Origin of the sequence: Staphylococcus shinii (genome assembly GCF_017583065.1) — a bacterium.
GTDB lineage: Bacteria > Bacillota > Bacilli > Staphylococcales > Staphylococcaceae > Staphylococcus > Staphylococcus shinii.
The window spans coordinates 282,882-300,932 of the sequence record NZ_JAGEVL010000001.1; the positions used below are offsets into that span (position 1 = coordinate 282,882).

Genomic DNA, 18,051 nt, shown 5'->3' on the forward strand with positions numbered 1-18,051 from the left:
TACAATGTTTTGAGTAGATTTCACTAATTTTATCTATAAAATATTTTGATATCAAGTTGATATTATATTCGGGAGGCCTTTTCATGTCTGGAAATAAAGTTAAAGTTAAAAAACAAACCATTGACCCATCTCTAACTTTAGAAGATGTAAAAAAACAATTAATTGAAAAAGGTAAAAAAGAAGGGCACCTAAGCCATGAAGAAGTTGCTGAAAAATTACAAAACTTCGAAATGGATTCTGACCAAATGGATGAATTATTTGATCAATTAACTGATAACGATATTAGTTTAGTTAATGAAAAAGATAGTTCTGATAAAGATTCTAAATTGAATCTAAATGATTTAAGTGCACCTCCAGGCGTAAAAATAAATGATCCAGTTCGTATGTATTTAAAAGAAATTGGACGCGTAGATTTATTAAATGCTCAAGAAGAAATTGAATTAGCTAAAAAAATTGAGCAAGGCGATGAAGTTGCTAAATCTCGTTTAGCCGAAGCTAACTTACGTCTTGTCGTTAGTATTGCGAAGAGATACGTAGGTCGTGGAATGCTATTCTTAGATCTCATTCAAGAAGGTAATATGGGATTAATTAAAGCTGTTGAAAAGTTCGATTTTAATAAAGGGTTTAAATTTTCAACTTATGCAACGTGGTGGATTCGTCAAGCAATCACACGTGCCATTGCTGACCAAGCCCGTACAATTCGTATCCCTGTTCACATGGTTGAAACAATAAACAAGTTAATCCGTGTTCAGAGACAATTATTACAAGACTTAGGCCGTGATCCTGCTCCTGAAGAAATCGGTGAAGAAATGGACTTACCTCCTGAGAAAGTAAGAGAAATACTAAAAATCGCTCAAGAGCCGGTATCATTAGAAACACCAATCGGGGAAGAAGATGATAGTCATTTAGGTGACTTCATTGAAGACCAAGAAGCACAAAGCCCTTCTGATCATGCTGCTTATGAGTTATTAAAAGAACAATTAGAAGATGTATTAGACACATTAACTGATCGTGAAGAAAATGTATTGCGTTTACGTTTTGGATTAGACGATGGTAGAACACGTACACTTGAAGAAGTTGGTAAAGTATTTGGTGTTACAAGAGAACGTATTCGTCAGATAGAAGCAAAAGCACTTAGAAAATTAAGACATCCAAGTAGAAGCAAACGTCTAAAAGATTTTATGGACTAATTTTTAGCGCTTGAGACTAATCAACTACGCATTTATCAATGTCGTTACGTCTCTATGTACACATGTACAGTAGCTCATGGAGTGTACAATACGCTATCCAATAGCTTTAAAAACTAAGTCAGTGATAAAAGGAGCGGGAATTCGAGATCAAATTTAAAATTTTGATTTCACTTCCGCTCCTTTTTTACATATTAAAAGAGGAGCACTTTTATGATTCCATTAAACCAAAGATTACAAAGAGTAAGTAATTATATTAAAGGTGACTATTTAGCAGATATTGGTTCAGATCATGCTTATCTACCAATTTTTGCTATAAAAAATAAATTAACTAAAAAAGCAATAGCAGGCGAGGTCATTAAAGGACCTTTTGATGCCTCTAAACGTAATGTTAGTGAACATCAACTCAGTAACCATATCGATGTACGACTAGGTGATGGGTTAACAGTTATACAACATGAAGATGCAATTACTTCAATTACTATTTGTGGCATGGGCGGACCTCTAATAGCCAAAATTATTAGTGATGGCGCTGATAAATTGCATAACAAACCAAGGTTAGTGTTACAAAGTAATATACAGTCAAGTGCTATTAGAATCAAACTTACAGAATTAAATTATGGCATAATAAATGAAGAAATCATGGAAGAAAAGGGCCATATATATGAAATTATTGTTGCTGAGTATTTTGAAAATAAACCAACTATGACTCGAGCAGAATTAAAATTCGGCCCTGAATTAGTTAAAGATAAAAATGATTTATTTAACAAAAAATGGGAACGTGAAAAAGAAGCGTTATTAAAAATAAAAAATAATTTGAATCCTAATACTCATGCTAAACGTTTAAATGAGATAAATGATGAGTTAGATCTAATTAACGAGGTGTTATAAATGATTATCGATGAATTATTAAAAACCGTTAATACGCATGTACCTTTTAATACAGCTGAATCATGGGATAACGTGGGTTTATTAATTGGTGATAAGGCTAACAAAGTAACAGGTATATTGACAGCACTAGATTGTACTGAAGAAATTGTTGATGAAGCGATAAAGAAAGGCTATAATACAATTATTTGTCATCATCCTCTTATTTTTAAAGGCATAAAAAATATTACTCAACAAGATGGTTATGGGTTAATCATACGTAAATTAATTCAACATGATGTTAATCTTATTGCATTACACACTAACTTAGATGTTCACCCACAAGGTGTAAATGCGATGCTTTCTAACAAATTAGGCTTAAAAGAGCAACAAATTTTAAACCCTGAAACTATATCTTATTATAAGGTGCAAGTATTTATTCCTGAGGAAAACTTAAACAATTTTAAAGATGCATTAAGCGAAGCAGGCGTTGCTCAAGAGGGAGACTATCAATATTGCTTTTTTGAAAGTAAGGGCACTGGTCAATTTAAGCCAGTAGATAATGCGAATCCGCATATTGGTGAAAAAAATCAAATTGCTCATGTAGATGAATATAAATTGGAATTTATGATTGAGCATCAGCAAAGAAGTTTAACACAAGATTTAATAACGCAACACCATCCATATGAAACGCCGGTTTATGATTTTATAGAGCTAAAAAAACAAGCGAATTATGGTTTGGGTATGATAGGTAAACTTAGTGAAGCGATGACAGCGAGAAAATTTGTGGACCATGCTAAATCACAATTAAAAATGCCAAGCGTACGTTTTTCTGGTGATATCAATGCTAACATAGAAACAGTAGCTATTATTGGTGGTTCAGGTATTGGATTTGAGTACACAGCTAAACAAAAAGGCGCTGATATCTTTGTAACGGGCGATATTAAGCATCACGATGCATTAGACGCTAAAATCGCAGGTGTTAATTTATTAGATATTAATCATTACAGTGAATATGTAATGAGAGAAGGATTATGCCAACTTTTAGAAGATTGGCTAAATACTGAAAGCAAATATTTTAATATTGAAGCGTCTGTGATTAATACAGACCCATTTGAATATTTATAACAACAATCCGTGGCTGAGGCGTAATCAATGCTTCAGCCGTTAATATGAAATATTACATGACAATTAAAATATAATTGATATTTGACAAACATAATTTATTAAAGTAAGCATTCTTAGAGAGAAATATTAGGATGTTGCTATAAAATTATATTGATATTACTACTGACAAACATTTTGTGGCAATTATTACCTATTTGACCTGATATAATAATTTAGTTCAAAATTATACGGTAATGCTTTATAATGGATAAGATGAAGATTTAAGGAGGCCAAGACATGGCAAATCACCCATTTGAAAAATTTAATTTAGAACCAAGTCTGATTGACGCTGTGAAAGATTTGAATTTTGATCAACCGACTGAAATTCAAAGCCGAGTAATACCAAAAATAATAAAACAAGTAAATTTAATCGGCCAATCACAAACAGGGACAGGTAAATCCCATGCGTTTTTATTACCGTTAATCAATTCAATAGATACAGAATACAAAGAACCACAAGCAATTGTTGTAGCTCCTACAAGAGAATTAGCGCAACAACTTTTTGATGTTGCTAGCCATATAACAAAATTTAAAGAAGATGTGTCAGTAAAACTATTCATAGGTGGCACAGATATTGAAAAAGATCGTAGTCGTGCAAAGAATCAACCACAACTTGTTATCGGTACGCCTACACGTATAAATGATTTAGCTAAACACGGGGATTTACATGTACACTTAGCATCCTACTTAGTCATTGATGAAGCAGACTTAATGATAGATTTAGGGCTAATAGATGAAGTTGATCATATTGCTACAAGATTAGATGAGAAAGCGCATATTGCAGTGTTTAGTGCGACAATACCTAAATCGTTACATCCATTTTTAAATAAATATCTTGAAAATCCCGATTTTGTTGAGATAGAAAATACAGAAAAGAACAAAAAAAATATAGAATTCTATTTAATTCCGACAAAAGGCGAAGCTAAAATAGAAAAGACTTTAAAGTTAATTGACATACTAAACCCATATTTATGTATCATTTTCTGTAATAGTAGAGACAGTGCTGATGAATTAGCTAACCAACTCAATGCGGCTGGTTTGAAATTAGGTATGATTCATGGTGGACTTTCACCTAGAGAACGTAAACAACAAATGAAACGTATTAGAAATTTAGAATTCCAATATGTGATAGCTAGTGATTTAGCATCACGTGGCATTGATATTGATGGTGTAAGTCATGTAATTAACTTTGATGTACCAAATGATATTGATTTCTTCACACATCGTGTAGGACGTACTGGTAGAGGACAATATAAAGGCGTTGCAATTACTTTATACAGTCCCGATGAAGAAAATAATGTTGCGCTAATCGAACAACGTGGTTATCATTTTGAAAACGTAGATATTAAAGACAATGAATTAAAAGCAATTAAAGCTCATAATTTACGCCAATCACGTAAAAATAAAGATGATCACTTAACAAATCAATTAAAATATAAAGTTAAAAGCAATAAGAAAAAAGTAAAACCAGGTTATAAGAAGAAATTCAAACGTGATTTGGATGATTTAAAACGTAAAGAACGTAAGCAATTTAGTAAACAAAAGAGTAGACAAGAAAGAAAAAATAAAAAAGGATAGGTGAATTTTATGTTATTAGGGTCTCATGTATCGATGAATGGTAAAAAAATGTTAGAAGGTTCAGCCGAAGAAGCTCAAAAGTTTGGTGAGTCTACATTTATGATTTATACAGGTGCGCCACAAAATACAAGAAGAAAACCTATCGAAGAATTAAATATTGAAAAAGGGCATGAAGTAATGAAAGCTCATGGTCTATCAAATATTGTTGTGCATGCACCTTATATTATAAATATCGCTAACACAATTAAACCACATGTCTTTGAACTTGGTGTGGAGTTCTTACAAAGTGAAATAGAACGTACACAAGCACTAGGCGCAAAAGATATAGTATTACACCCAGGTGCTCATGTTGGCGAAGGTACAGATGCAGGTATCAAAAAGATAATAGAAGGTCTTAACGAAGTTCTAACGAATGATAACGATGTTAGAATAGCATTAGAAACAATGGCTGGTAAAGGATCTGAGATTGGCAGAAATTTTGAAGAGATAGCTAGAATTATTGATGGCGTAGATCATAATGAAAGATTATCAGTATGTTTTGATACATGTCATACACACGACGCCGGTTATAATGTCAAAGAAGATTTCGATGGCGTTTTAAATGAATTTGATAAAATTATAGGTGTTGATAGAATTAAAGTTGTGCATGTGAATGATAGTAAAAATGATATTGGCGCACATAAAGATAGACACGAAAATATCGGATTTGGTTATATTGGTTTTGATGCGCTTAACTATATTGTACATCACGATACTTTTAAAGAGATTCCGAAAATATTAGAAACACCTTATGTAGGTGAAGATAAAAAGAACAAAAAACCACCTTATAAACTAGAGATTGAAATGTTAAAACAACAACAATTTGATCCGGATTTAAAGAATAAAATTTTGCATCAATAATGATTTTCCTTGAAAATGGGTTAGAATGTAAAGATTTTAATTAAATATTCTTGCACTTTAAAATCAGAAAAAGATTAGCAATTTATTTAACCGTAACAAAAAAGAGTAATATGTGAAATCTGATGATTTAATTAGAATTCACATGTTACTCTTTTTTATTAATTCGGAAACATTACTATTTACATAATTGATATCTCGATGTATAGTATAGAACGAGGTGAAAACATGTCTACACCAGTATTCGAATTAAAAAATATAGATTATTATTTTGACAACAAACAGGTGCTTGAAAATATAAACATTAAAATTAATCGAGGAGAGTTTGTTGCAATTGTAGGACCTAATGGTGCTGGAAAATCAACTTTACTAAAAATTATACTTGGCTTATTACCAATTCAAAAAGGGCAAATCTATGTCGATGGTAAAGACTATAATGGTAATCAGTCTTTACTAAAAATTAGTTACGTTTCCCAAAAAGCACAGGCATTTAAAGCTGGGTTCCCTGCTAGTGTTAAAGAAGTTGTTATCAGTGGGCTTACCAAGCGTAAGAAATTATTTCAGTGGTTCAATAAAAAAGATGAACAAAGCGTAAAAGCTGTTCTATCTCGTCTTAACATTGAACATTTAATTGATAAAAATATAGCTGAATTATCAGGTGGCCAACAACAACGAGTGTTAATTGCACGAGCGTTAATTAGTGAACCATCAGTACTAATTCTGGATGAACCAACTAGTGGTATTGATGCAAAACATGTGAGTGAATTTTATGAAACTTTAGATACACTAAAACATGAAGGTGTAACCATCATACTTGTTACACATGATATTGGGGTTGTGGCAGATACAGCGACTGAAGTGGCATGCTTGAATAAGCATTTACATTTTCACGGAACAACTGAAGACTTTAAATCATTAGACGAAGTTGAAATATCAAAAATTTATGGTCACCCTATCCAATTTGTTGATCATCAGCATAGTAGGGAGTGTTGTTCATCATGATTGAAGCCTTACTAAATTTTGATTTTATGAGATATTCACTTGCAAGTGGGTTACTTATCGGTTTGATTGCACCATTAATTGGTGCTTTTATTGTGGTCAGGAGACTATCATTAATTGCAGATGCATTAAGTCATGTTACGCTTGGTGGTATTTCATTTGGGATGTTTATTGTAACCGTAATGCCAACTTTGGCATTTATTAACCCAATGTGGTTTGGTATTTTATATGCGGTAATCGGTGCATTACTCATTGAAAAGTTACGAACATCTTATAGTAACTACCAAGAAATTGCTATTCCAATTATTATGAGTGCTGGTATTGCGTTAAGCGCAATATTTATTTCACTAGCAGATGGCTTCAATCAAGAAATTGTAGGATTATTGTTTGGCTCTATCAGTGCTGTAACCTTAAGTGATCTATTTACAATTATTGTAATTGTCATCATTGTCCTTGTATTTATACTTTCTTTTTACAAAGAATTATTTATATTATCCTTTGATGAAGAATATAGTAAAGTAATAGGAATACCTAAATGGATTCAATTTATATTTATTATTATTGTAGCAATGGTTATTTCTGCCTCTATGCGTGTGGTAGGTATCTTATTAGTGAGTGCATTGATCACTTTACCTGTGGCAATTTCTATGCGACTCACAAAAGGTTTTAAACAGTTAATCATTTTAAGTGTTGTTATTGGAGAGATTTCAGTTATTGGAGGGCTCGTATTAGCATTTTACATGAATATATCCCCTGGTGGTGTAATTGTAGTATTCCTTGTACTTATACTCGCTATTACGATGATGTATCAGAAATTTAAAACAAGAACAATAAAAGGAGATGCTAACGATGAAAACTGAAGAAGCTATTAGTATCATTAAAAACCACGGTCACAAATATACAAATAAAAGACGTGAAATGCTCGATATATTTGTCTCAGAAGATAAATATATTAACGCTAAATTAATTCAACAGGAAATGGATAAAAATTTCCCTGGGATATCATTCGACACAATTTATCGTAATTTACATTTATTTAAAGATTTAGGCATTGTCGAAGGTACGGAATTGGATGGTGAAATGAAATTTAGAATTGCTTGCACAAATCATCACCATCATCATTTTATATGTGAATCATGTGGCGATACTAAGGTGATTGATTTTTGTCCGATTGAACAAATTAAAGCATTTCTTCCTAAAGTAGATATCCATACGCATAAATTAGAGGTTTATGGCGTGTGTGAAACTTGCCAACAAGCTTGATTGTAAATTGTACAAAAAAGATTCGAAATACAAAAAATTTTCCATAAATCATAGGTCTTTCGTATGAATTAAATTGAATTTTTAAAATTGTTGAATAAACATGTTTAAATAAGGTCAATTTGAGATATACTAATAGAGTAACTAAAGATGACAAATATTATTCAATAACTTTTCAATTAAACTTTAAGCAGATTAATTGTTGTTATCATAATTAGTTGTTATGCTTTATTTAAAGATTAATTAGGAGGATGATTATTTATGGCTTTTGAATTACCAAATTTACCTTATGGTTTTGATGCATTGGAACCACACATTGATCAACAAACAATGGAAATTCACCATGGCAAACACCATAACACTTATGTAACTAAATTAAATGCAGCAGTAGAAGGAACTGATTTAGAATCTAAATCAATCGAAGAAATTGTTGCAAACCTAGACAGTGTTCCAGAAAATATTCAAACAGCTGTTCGCAATAATGGTGGTGGACATTTAAACCATTCATTATTCTGGGAATTATTAACTCCAAACTCAGAAGAAAAAGGTACTGTTGTTGATAAAATTAAAGAACAATGGGGTTCTTTAGATGCATTTAAAGAAGAATTTGCAGATAAAGCAGCAGCACGTTTCGGTTCAGGCTGGGCATGGTTAGTAGTTAATAACGGTAACTTAGAAATCGTTACTACACCTAACCAAGATAATCCAATTACTGAAGGTAAAACACCTATCTTAGGATTAGATGTTTGGGAACACGCTTATTATCTTAAATACCAAAACAAACGTCCAGACTATATCAGTGCATTCTGGAACGTTGTAAATTGGGAAAAAGTTGATGAATTATATAACGCAGCTAAATAATTGAGCTAGCGATTATGACGGCCTTTTACTAGGTCGTCATTTTTTTAATTAAAATAATAGAAATATTCGCTAATTTCATATATCATTTGTAGTGAGAACTTTTGAATTGAGGTATGCTGTTTTGTTAAAAAGATTAAAAGAAAAGTCAAATGATGAAAAAATTAGAAATACAATGAATAAAAGAATTAGCTTTATATTTGGTGTGATTGTATTTATTTTTGCAGTAGTTGTCTTAAGGTTAGGTTATTTACAAATTGCACAAGGTTCTCATTATAAGCAACTGATTAAAAATAGCGAAAATTTAACAGTTAATGAAGCCGTACCAAGAGGGCGCATATTAGATAGAAATGGTAAAGTCCTTGTTGATAACGCTTCTAAAAAAGCGATTACATACGCGCGTGGTAGAAAAACTTCGCAAACAGAGGTTTTAAAAATTGCAAAAGATTTATCAGATTTAATTAAAATGAACACTGACAAAATAACAGATCGAGATAAACAAGACTATTGGATTCAATTACATCCAAATAAAGCGAGAACATTAATGCAAAGCGAACAAGCATTACTTGATGATGGAAGTATTTCTCAAGATGACTATGACGAAGCTTTATATAAAAAAATTGGGGAAAAACAAACTAACACATTAAGTGACAAAGATTTACAAGTCTTAGCTATTTATAGAGAAATGATGTCTGGTTCAGCTCTTGATCCACAGATGATTAAAAACGAAGATGTGACTGATGAAGAATACGCAGCGGTATCACAAAAATTATCTGATTTGCCAGGTGTAAATACGACAATGGATTGGGATAGAAAATATCCTAATGGTGATACATTAAGAGGTATTTTTGGAGATGTATCTACTACTGAAGAAGGTATTCCTAAAGAACTAACTGAGCAATACTTGGCTAAAGGATATTCTCGTAATGATCGAGTAGGAAAATCATATCTAGAATATCAATATGATGACATTTTAAAAGGTAAGAAAAAAGAGATGAAGTATACCACTGATAAATCAGGTGAAGTCATCGATTCCAAAGTGATTAATCCAGGTTCCCGTGGAGATGATTTAGTACTTAGCATTGACATTGACTTACAGAAAAAAACCGAAGAATACCTAGAGAAACAAATATCTAAACTGCGTAGTGAAGGCGCTAAGGATATGGACAACGCATTAATTGTTGTACAAAATCCTAATAACGGCGATATTTTAGCAATGGCTGGTAAACAAATTGATAAGAACGGCGATTTAACAGATTATGATATAGGCACCTTTACATCACAATTTGCTGTTGGTTCATCTGTAAAAGGCGGTACTTTATTAGCTGGTTATCAAAATAATGCAATTAATGTTGGTGATCAAATGGTCGATGAGCCATTGAAATTTGCTGGTGGTCTGACAAAACGCTCTTACTTTAACCAAGATGGTAGGAAAACGATAAATGATAAAGAAGCACTAATGCACTCATCTAACGTTTATATGTTCAAGACAGCCTTGAAGATGGCTGGATCGCCATATTCAGCGAATATGACATTACCAAACGACATCTCTGAAGCAGGTCAAAAGCTTCGTAAAGGCTTAAACCAAGTAGGGCTAGGCATTAAAACAGGTATTGATTTACCGAACGAAACAAACGGACAAATTGAACCATTAACAGATAATCCAGGTAATTTCCTTGATTTAGCAATAGGACAATATGATACCTATACACCTCTACAATTAGCCCAATATGTTTCTACAATTGGTAATAATGGTTATAGAGTTCAACCACATATTGGATTAGAAATTAGACAGGCAACAAATAAAGATACTTTAGGGCCTGTTAAAGAGAAAGTTAAAGGTAAAGTCCTTAATAGAGTAAATAACTCTGGGGAACAAATTAAGCAAATCCAAGATGGCTTTGAAATGGCATTTAATGAAAAGCCTGGTACAGGTTATCAAAGCTTTAACGATACTGAAGTTCCATCTGCAGGTAAAACAGGTACAGCTGAAGTTTTCCAAAACGGCGAATCAAGAGTAAATTCAACGTATGTAGGTTATGCACCAATTAAAGACCCTAAACTTGCGTTTTCAATTGTGTATACAAACCAACCTGTACCTGAACCATGGTTAAATGGTGGGGACTTAGGTAGAGATGTTATAAACTACTATTTCAAAGAACGAGCTGAAAAATAAAATAAGCGCTTTTGTTATAAATACTGATATAGTCGTCTTTATTGAAAAATAATACTTTTCAATTTTATAAGTAAATGGTATGATTAATAGGTCGTATTTTGAAAAGGTAAGGAGGAATTAGCATGCGCGTAAACGTAACTCTAGCTTGTACAGAATGTGGAGAAAGAAACTACATTACTACAAAAAATAAACGTACTAATCCTGAACGTATAGAAATGAAAAAACACTGTGCACGTGATAACAAGCACACTATGCATCGTGAAACAAAATAATTAATATTTTAAACCAGATTCTGATTCAGGATCTGGTTATTTTTTGGCTTATTCTAAAAAGCAGTTGAATGACATTACAAATTTTTAACGTTATAATAATAAAAGTATGTATTATGGAAGGTGCTCATATGTCAAAAAAAGCTTTGCGTCAAAAAAATATTAATTTAATGAAACAATTTATGCAACAAGCAAATAAGCAAGAGGCGGATCAGTATCTAAGAGATCATTTTTTTAAAACTGATGAATACAGTCTGTCACAACGAATTGGTATTGTACTATCAATGCCACATGAAGTGAATACATATCCTATTATTAAACAAATGATAGACGACGGAAAAACTGTTTTTGTACCTGAAACTAATTATCAAATAAAGGACATGACGTTTAAACATGTAGATGATTTAAACCACATTGGTCCGGACGACAAAGGTATCAATCATGTAAATACAAAAACCGAAATTACCAATAAGTTAGATTTACTAGTAGTACCCGGAGTCGTATTTAATAGCACTGGTTATCGCATTGGTTATGGTGGCGGATATTTTGATAAATTCTTAAGTAATAATAAGCAACCAACTATTAGTTTACTTTATGATTTTCAATTGAATTCGTTTGAAACAGAAGCGCATGATGAGCCCGTTGAAAAATTAATCATAGCAACAACTAAATAATGGAGGCAAATATGGTTACCGAAAAACATTATTGGAAGTCCATATATACTTGGATTAAATATCTGAATTATCATGTTGTTCATACTAATAAAGATAATGATGAAATTTGGCTAGCGAATAAGAAATCAGAAAGTATTGTAATATTTAAATATGGCGCTAATTCAACTCAAGATGTTCGATTTGATAAAACTCGAATTCAAGAAAACCAAAATAATATCATTACTTTTTTAGGATTTGAACCGAAGAATTATGAATTATATATTTTTACAGATAAAATGTTTACAGATGAGAACTTAAACGAAACTCATCCGGTTAAATTTAAAGTTAAAATTATTAGAGAAACAGAGCATGTTGAAAGAATTATGCCAAACTTTTTGGTAAAAAAAATGTATAATCGTACAACAAAGCATACAAAATCGTACTATAAAAAACGAGCTCTAAATAACAATCCTATTGAAAAACATATGCTTAAGTTTGCCCCCGTTACATATACTCTAATAGCAATTAATATTATTATTTGGTTAGCTATGACATTGTTTTTAAATCGTTTCTCAGATTTAAAATTATTAGATGTTGGTGGACTTGTTCATTTTAACGTGGTGCACGGTGAATGGTATCGATTGATTAGCTCTATCTTTTTACATTATAATTTTGAACATATTTTAATGAATATGTTGAGTCTATTTATATTTGGAAAAATTGTAGAAGCCATCGTTGGCCATTGGCGAATGTTTGTAATATATATAGTCGCTGGTTTATTCGGTAACTTTGCATCACTATCTTTTAATACTGATACAGTTTCCGTGGGCGCTAGCGGCGCTATATTTGGAATGATAGGAGCAATTTTTACGTTTATGTACGTTGGAAAACAATTTAACCGTAAATTAATTGGTCAATTATTAATTGTACTTGTCATTATGATTGGGTTATCGTTATTTATGCAAAATGTAAATATTGTTGCTCATGTAGGAGGCTTCATTGGTGGTTTATTAATAACATTAATAGGCTATTATTTTAAAACAAATAAAAATCGGTTTTGGTTTCTGCTAATATTAATACTAGTATTATTTATAGCCTCTCAAATAAGAATTTTTACGATTAAAGAAGATAATATATACAATACGATTATTACAAACGAAATGAAACAAGGAAATTATGATGATGCAAAAGATATGGTAAAGCATACTATTAATAAGAAATATGCTGATGATGGAACATATTATTTAAGCGGTCTTATTAAAGCAACCTTAGATTCGAAAGCAGAAGGTATTGCAACATGGGAAAGGGGGCTAAGAGAATACCCTAACTCAGGCCTCTTAAACTACCAATTAGCAATTGCGAACAGGTCACTTGATAACAAAGATAAAGCGAAGAAATACATAAAAGCTGCGTTAAAATCTGACCCTAGTAACAATGATTATATTAATTTAAATAAAGAATTGAGCGATGATAGTGATTCAGCAAATTAATACATTTTATGACGTGCAGCAACTCCTTAAAAAATTTGGTTTTATCGTATATTTTAAAGATAAGGCAGACATGTATGAAATGATGGAACAAGAAATTCAATCACTATATAATATAGGTCTTATTTCAAACGATGATTATTTAAAATGTCGAATAATTATTAATCAAAGAAAAAAATAAACGTACAAAGATTTTAGGTCGAGGCAAATGTTGTCTCGGCCTAAAATAATATATGTATAACAAATTACCTTAACCTAGCATAAGCATTATAAAGATGATCTAAATCCAATGTTTTTATATTGTACGTATAATTGTTTTTTAGTTATAAAAGATATAAATCACAAGCATTTTGCACTGTTAAGTAAGTTGCTTCATAATTATTGCAATTGAGAATTGATTAAGATTAAAATGTAAATAAGGAAATATAAATCTAATTTTAGTGGTTTATAAAGGTTAGATTCAAAGAGTTTTAGTATCTGGAACTTTTGTTGGTGTAAAATCTCCAAAAACCTTGATATATAAGATTTTTTGAACTACAGTTAAAGGAAGTGCACCCTTTTAATAAATCAGAGAAGGATGAAAATTAAATGAACAAAATTATATTAGCAGCAGATATTGGTGGAACAACATGTAAACTAGGAATTTTTGACGAAAATCTTAATCGTTTATCAAAATGGTCAATCGATACAGATACTTCAGATACTACAGGGTATTTACTATTAAAAAATATATATGATTCTTTCATACAGTATATAGATAAATCAGAAAACACTTTCTCAGACGTTTTAGGTATTGGGATTGGTGTACCTGGACCTGTGAATTTTGAAACAGGCGAAGTAAATGGTGCAGTCAATTTATACTGGAAAGATACAGTAAATGTGCGAAATATTTTCAAACAATTTGTAGATTGTCCAGTTTATGTTGACAACGATGCAAACGTTGCTGCTTTAGGCGAAAAGCACAAGGGCGCAGGTAACGGCGCTGATGATGTAGTTGCTATTACACTTGGTACTGGATTAGGCGGAGGCATTATTTCAAACGGTGAAATTGTACATGGTCATAACGGGTCTGGCGCTGAAATAGGTCATTTCAGAGTAGATCATGACCAACGTTTCAAATGCAATTGTGGAAAATCAGGCTGTATAGAAACAGTGGCATCTGCTACAGGCGTAGTAAACCTTGTTAATTTCTATTATCCTAAATTAACATTTAAATCTTCAATTTTACAATTAATCAAAGATAATAACGTGAGTGCTAAAGCAGTCTTTGATGCTGCCAAAGCTGGTGATCAATTCTGTATTTTTATAACGGAACGCGTCGCTAATTATATTGCTTATTTATGTAGCATCGTCAGTGTAACAAGCAATCCGAAATACATTGTCCTAGGTGGGGGGATGTCTACTGCAGGATTGATACTAATAGAAAATATTAAAACAGAATATCATAATTTAACATTTACTCCTGCTCAACAAAATACTGAAATTGTACAAGCCCAGCTTGGAAATGATGCAGGTATTACAGGAGCTGCAGGTTTAATTTATACTTATATAATTGAAAAGGATGGTGTTAAATAATGGCTATCGTAGATGTAGTTGTTATACCAGTCGGAACAGAAGGACCGAGTGTAAGTAAATATATTGCCGAAATTCAAAGTAAATTAAAAGAATATAAAGCGCAAGGGAAAATTGATTACCAATTAACGCCAATGAACACATTAATTGAAGGCGATTTAAAAGATTTATTTGAAGTTGTACAAGCGATTCATGAATTACCATTTGATAAAGGACTAAGCCGTGTATGTACTAACATAAGAATTGATGACCGTCGAGATAAATCACGTAATATGAACGAAAAAGTTAAGGCTGTACAACAATATTTAAACAACGGAGGTAACTAGAATGAAAATTTCGAGTTTATCTTTAGGTTTAGTTGAAACAAATGTATATTTTATAGAAAATGATACAAGTGTGATCTTAGTTGATCCTGCCAATGATAGTGATTTGATTATCAAAAAGTTAAATCAAATTAATAAAAAATTAGTAGCTGTATTGCTTACTCATGGTCATTTTGATCATATTGCTGCTTTAGACGATATTATTGAGAAATACAATGTGCCAGTATTTATGCATAAATCGGAATTTGATTTCTTAACAAATACAACTAAAAATGGTTCAGAAAAGTTCAAACAATATGGATTACCTAATGTAATTAGCCATGCTACGCCACAATCACTAGAAGAAGGCGATGCTAATGTAGCAGATTTCAATTTCAAAGTGTTACATACTCCTGGTCATTCTCCTGGTAGTTTAACGTTTGTCTTTAATGAGTTTGCTGTTGTTGGAGACACATTATTTAAACAAGGTATAGGAAGAACAGATTTATATAAAGGTGATCACGAAACATTAGTTAACTCAATATTAGATAAATTATTTGAATTAGACGATGATTTACCTTTATTCCCGGGTCATGGACCATATACTACAGTGGAAGATGAACAATTGAATCCTTATTTACATGGTTAAATTCTTTTGGATTAAGCACGCTCATATTAATATTAGTCATGAAAAATAAAAGTAATTCTCACACCTCTTACGTGTATATATGTAGGAGGTGTTTTTTATTGAAATTATTGTTTAATAGTATGATTGAAAAGGCGATTAATTCTAACGCGTCAGATATTCATTTTATCCCTGCAGATAAAGAAGTTTTGATTAAATTTAGAATCGGTGACGAATTGAAGTCAATAGAGACATTGCAATTAAATAATTATTTGAAATTACTAACCTATATGAAATATCAAGCTGGCTTAGATGTCTCTAAACATAATACTGCACAGAGTGGTAGATATATTTATAAATTAAAGCAAATTTATTTCCTTAGAATTTCTACGCTTCCTTTATCTCTTGGAAATGAAAGTTGCGTTATTAGAATTATCCCGCAATACTTTCAAAAGCATAAAAACAATCAGAACATAACTCATCTATACAATCTAATGAATAAAAAACAAGGATTAATTTTATTGAGTGGTCCTACTGGCTCAGGAAAGAGTACGTTAATGTATCACATGTTGATGTATGCTAAAGAGCATTTAAATTTAAATATTATTACGATTGAAGAACCTGTTGAACAATTAATAAATGGTATAACACAAATATCATTAAATGAAAAAGCAGGGATAAATTATGAGAATTCTTTTAAGGCGATACTGCGCTGTGATCCAGATATTATTTTAATAGGAGAAATAAGAGATGCAAACGTAGCTAAATATGTTATACAAGCCAGTTTAAGTGGTCATTTAGTGCTTTCGACAATACATGCCAGTAATTGCAAAGGTGTAATATTAAGGCTGCTAGAAATGGGTATAACAGTCCAACAGCTTATACAGTCAATCGTTAGTATATTAAATCAAAGGCTTATCACTACTAACGAAAATAAAAGAGAGCTTGTATATGAACAGATAACCAAAGCAGATATCTATCACTTCTTTAAAAATAGTTATACATTACCTGAAGGTTTCCATAATTTGTCTTATAAATTAAATAAAATGTCAAAAGAGGGAATGATTTGTGAAACATCAATGGAACGTTATCTCTAAATTTATCCCTTGTGTTATTTTAAGTGAAAAGGACAAAATAACATTATTATCAAAACTAAAAGATTTACTGGAACATGGATTTACTTTAAGCGACTCATTTAATTTTTTATTACAGCATACTAATATTAGGTCTCTAAGCATTAAAGCGCTAATCAAGGAAGAATTACAACATGGAGCAGATTGTTCTCAAGTACTTAAATTATTAAGGTATCCACAAACAATTGTTATGCTAATTTATTTTGCTGAGATGTTTGGTGATTTAACAGTGACTTTACCCCATGCGCAAGAATATTTAATGAAAAATTATAAAACTAAGAAGCGCTTACTTAAAACATTACAATATCCTCTGCTTTTACTATCTATATTTACCATTATGCTCATAGTTCTAAATCATACTATTATTCCAGAGTTTCAAAATTTATATCATAGTATGGGAGTGGAAATTTCTTTAACACAACGATATTTATCTTTTATAATATTGAATCTTCCTTCTTTTTTATTTTATTTAATTATTGTTGCACTAATATTCATAATTCTATTTTACTTAGTGTATGTAAAACTCCCAATAAACCATAAACTTAAGATAATGTTATCAATACCAATAGTTTCAAAATTTTATAAACTTTATAAAACATTTCGATTGTCTTCAGAGTTTTCACTATTTTATAAAAATGGGATTAGTCTTCATAAAATTGTTGATATATATTCCCAACAAAAAGACGACAATTATTTAACTTATCTAGCTGACGCGCTCTCAACTGGCACACAGAGAGGTTTGAATTTGAGTGAAATTTTAACAAAATTATCATGCTTTGAAGATGAATTAGTTATTTTTATAGAAGAAGGTGAGAAAAAAGGACATCTTGAAGTTGAATTAAAATTATACAGTGAAATTATTATTGATAAAATTCAGCAATCTATGCAATTCATTATCAAGTTTATACAACCATGCATATTTTTAATAATAGCAATTATGATTGTGTCATTATATTTAGTCATTATGTTACCAATGTTTGATTTAATGCAAACAATAAAATGAAATGAGGTTTTAACGATA

General features: G+C 31.3%; 19 protein-coding genes. All 19 read left to right on the top strand.

Translation table 11 applies throughout. From position 1 onward, the window contains the following. The first annotated feature begins 83 nt into the window (after positions 1-83). The 19 genes from rpoD (at position 84) to comGB (ending at position 18,033) form a co-directional block, all read left to right on the top strand. Complete coding sequence (gene rpoD, locus J5E45_RS01380; protein ID WP_017724596.1) at positions 84-1,190, top strand: RNA polymerase sigma factor RpoD; 1,107 nt, start codon at positions 84-86, stop codon at positions 1,188-1,190. A 210-nt stretch (positions 1,191-1,400) separates the two neighbouring features. Continuing rightward, complete coding sequence (locus J5E45_RS01385) at positions 1,401-2,078, top strand: tRNA (adenine(22)-N(1))-methyltransferase (RefSeq protein ID WP_039068419.1); 678 nt, start codon at positions 1,401-1,403, stop codon at positions 2,076-2,078. After that, positions 2,079-3,182, top strand: a complete 1,104-nt coding sequence (locus J5E45_RS01390) for a Nif3-like dinuclear metal center hexameric protein (protein ID WP_101049453.1) — start codon at positions 2,079-2,081, stop codon at positions 3,180-3,182. Between the two features lie 276 nt (positions 3,183-3,458). After that, on the top strand, positions 3,459-4,799 hold the full coding sequence (locus J5E45_RS01395) for a DEAD/DEAH box helicase (RefSeq protein WP_039068417.1): 1,341 nt from the start codon (positions 3,459-3,461) through the stop codon (positions 4,797-4,799). Between the two features lie 9 nt (positions 4,800-4,808). Beyond that, the gene (locus J5E45_RS01400; protein WP_069792157.1) at positions 4,809-5,699 is read left to right on the top strand and encodes a deoxyribonuclease IV; all 891 of its coding nucleotides are present in this window, start codon (positions 4,809-4,811) and stop codon (positions 5,697-5,699) included. A gap of 225 nt (positions 5,700-5,924) precedes the next feature. Then, positions 5,925-6,698, top strand: a complete 774-nt coding sequence (locus J5E45_RS01405; protein ID WP_039068415.1) for a metal ABC transporter ATP-binding protein — start codon at positions 5,925-5,927, stop codon at positions 6,696-6,698. Then, complete coding sequence (locus J5E45_RS01410; protein ID WP_039068414.1) at positions 6,695-7,555, top strand: metal ABC transporter permease; 861 nt, start codon at positions 6,695-6,697, stop codon at positions 7,553-7,555. Before J5E45_RS01405 ends, J5E45_RS01410 begins: the two co-directional genes overlap by 4 nt. Next, the gene (locus J5E45_RS01415) at positions 7,545-7,958 is read left to right on the top strand and encodes a Fur family transcriptional regulator (protein WP_208181485.1); all 414 of its coding nucleotides are present in this window, start codon (positions 7,545-7,547) and stop codon (positions 7,956-7,958) included. Before J5E45_RS01410 ends, J5E45_RS01415 begins: the two co-directional genes overlap by 11 nt. Positions 7,959-8,216: 258 nt before the next feature. Then, positions 8,217-8,816 carry a superoxide dismutase gene (locus J5E45_RS01420; protein ID WP_017724588.1) on the top strand — a complete coding sequence of 200 codons (600 nt, stop codon included), beginning with the start codon at positions 8,217-8,219 and terminating at the stop codon, positions 8,814-8,816. Between the two features lie 121 nt (positions 8,817-8,937). Further along, positions 8,938-10,989 carry a peptidoglycan D,D-transpeptidase FtsI family protein gene (locus J5E45_RS01425; protein ID WP_039068412.1) on the top strand — a complete coding sequence of 684 codons (2,052 nt, stop codon included), beginning with the start codon at positions 8,938-8,940 and terminating at the stop codon, positions 10,987-10,989. A gap of 122 nt (positions 10,990-11,111) precedes the next feature. Further along, complete coding sequence (gene rpmG, locus J5E45_RS01430) at positions 11,112-11,261, top strand: 50S ribosomal protein L33 (protein ID WP_002483181.1); 150 nt, start codon at positions 11,112-11,114, stop codon at positions 11,259-11,261. Between the two features lie 128 nt (positions 11,262-11,389). Further along, on the top strand, positions 11,390-11,932 hold the full coding sequence (locus tag J5E45_RS01435; RefSeq protein WP_039068411.1) for a 5-formyltetrahydrofolate cyclo-ligase: 543 nt from the start codon (positions 11,390-11,392) through the stop codon (positions 11,930-11,932). An 11-nt stretch (positions 11,933-11,943) separates the two neighbouring features. Next, on the top strand, positions 11,944-13,401 hold the full coding sequence (locus J5E45_RS01440; RefSeq protein ID WP_039068410.1) for a rhomboid family intramembrane serine protease: 1,458 nt from the start codon (positions 11,944-11,946) through the stop codon (positions 13,399-13,401). Continuing rightward, entirely contained in the window at positions 13,379-13,579 is a 201-nt protein-coding gene (locus tag J5E45_RS01445) for a YqgQ family protein (RefSeq protein WP_237282755.1), read from the top strand. Before J5E45_RS01440 ends, J5E45_RS01445 begins: the two co-directional genes overlap by 23 nt. Before the next feature lie 407 nt (positions 13,580-13,986). Beyond that, positions 13,987-14,973 carry a glucokinase gene (locus J5E45_RS01450; RefSeq protein ID WP_039068409.1) on the top strand — a complete coding sequence of 329 codons (987 nt, stop codon included), beginning with the start codon at positions 13,987-13,989 and terminating at the stop codon, positions 14,971-14,973. Continuing rightward, on the top strand, positions 14,973-15,296 hold the full coding sequence (locus J5E45_RS01455; RefSeq protein ID WP_039068408.1) for an MTH1187 family thiamine-binding protein: 324 nt from the start codon (positions 14,973-14,975) through the stop codon (positions 15,294-15,296). Before J5E45_RS01450 ends, J5E45_RS01455 begins: the two co-directional genes overlap by 1 nt. Position 15,297: 1 nt before the next feature. Further along, on the top strand, positions 15,298-15,921 hold the full coding sequence (locus J5E45_RS01460) for an MBL fold metallo-hydrolase (protein WP_101093755.1): 624 nt from the start codon (positions 15,298-15,300) through the stop codon (positions 15,919-15,921). 98 nt (positions 15,922-16,019) lie between these two features. Continuing rightward, positions 16,020-16,994, top strand: coding sequence for a competence type IV pilus ATPase ComGA (comGA, locus tag J5E45_RS01465; RefSeq protein ID WP_039068406.1), 975 nt, complete (start codon positions 16,020-16,022; stop codon positions 16,992-16,994). Further along, positions 16,966-18,033 carry a competence type IV pilus assembly protein ComGB gene (gene comGB, locus J5E45_RS01470; protein ID WP_208181486.1) on the top strand — a complete coding sequence of 356 codons (1,068 nt, stop codon included), beginning with the start codon at positions 16,966-16,968 and terminating at the stop codon, positions 18,031-18,033. The genes comGA and comGB overlap by 29 nt, the downstream gene beginning before the upstream one ends. Positions 18,034-18,051 lie beyond the last annotated feature (18 nt).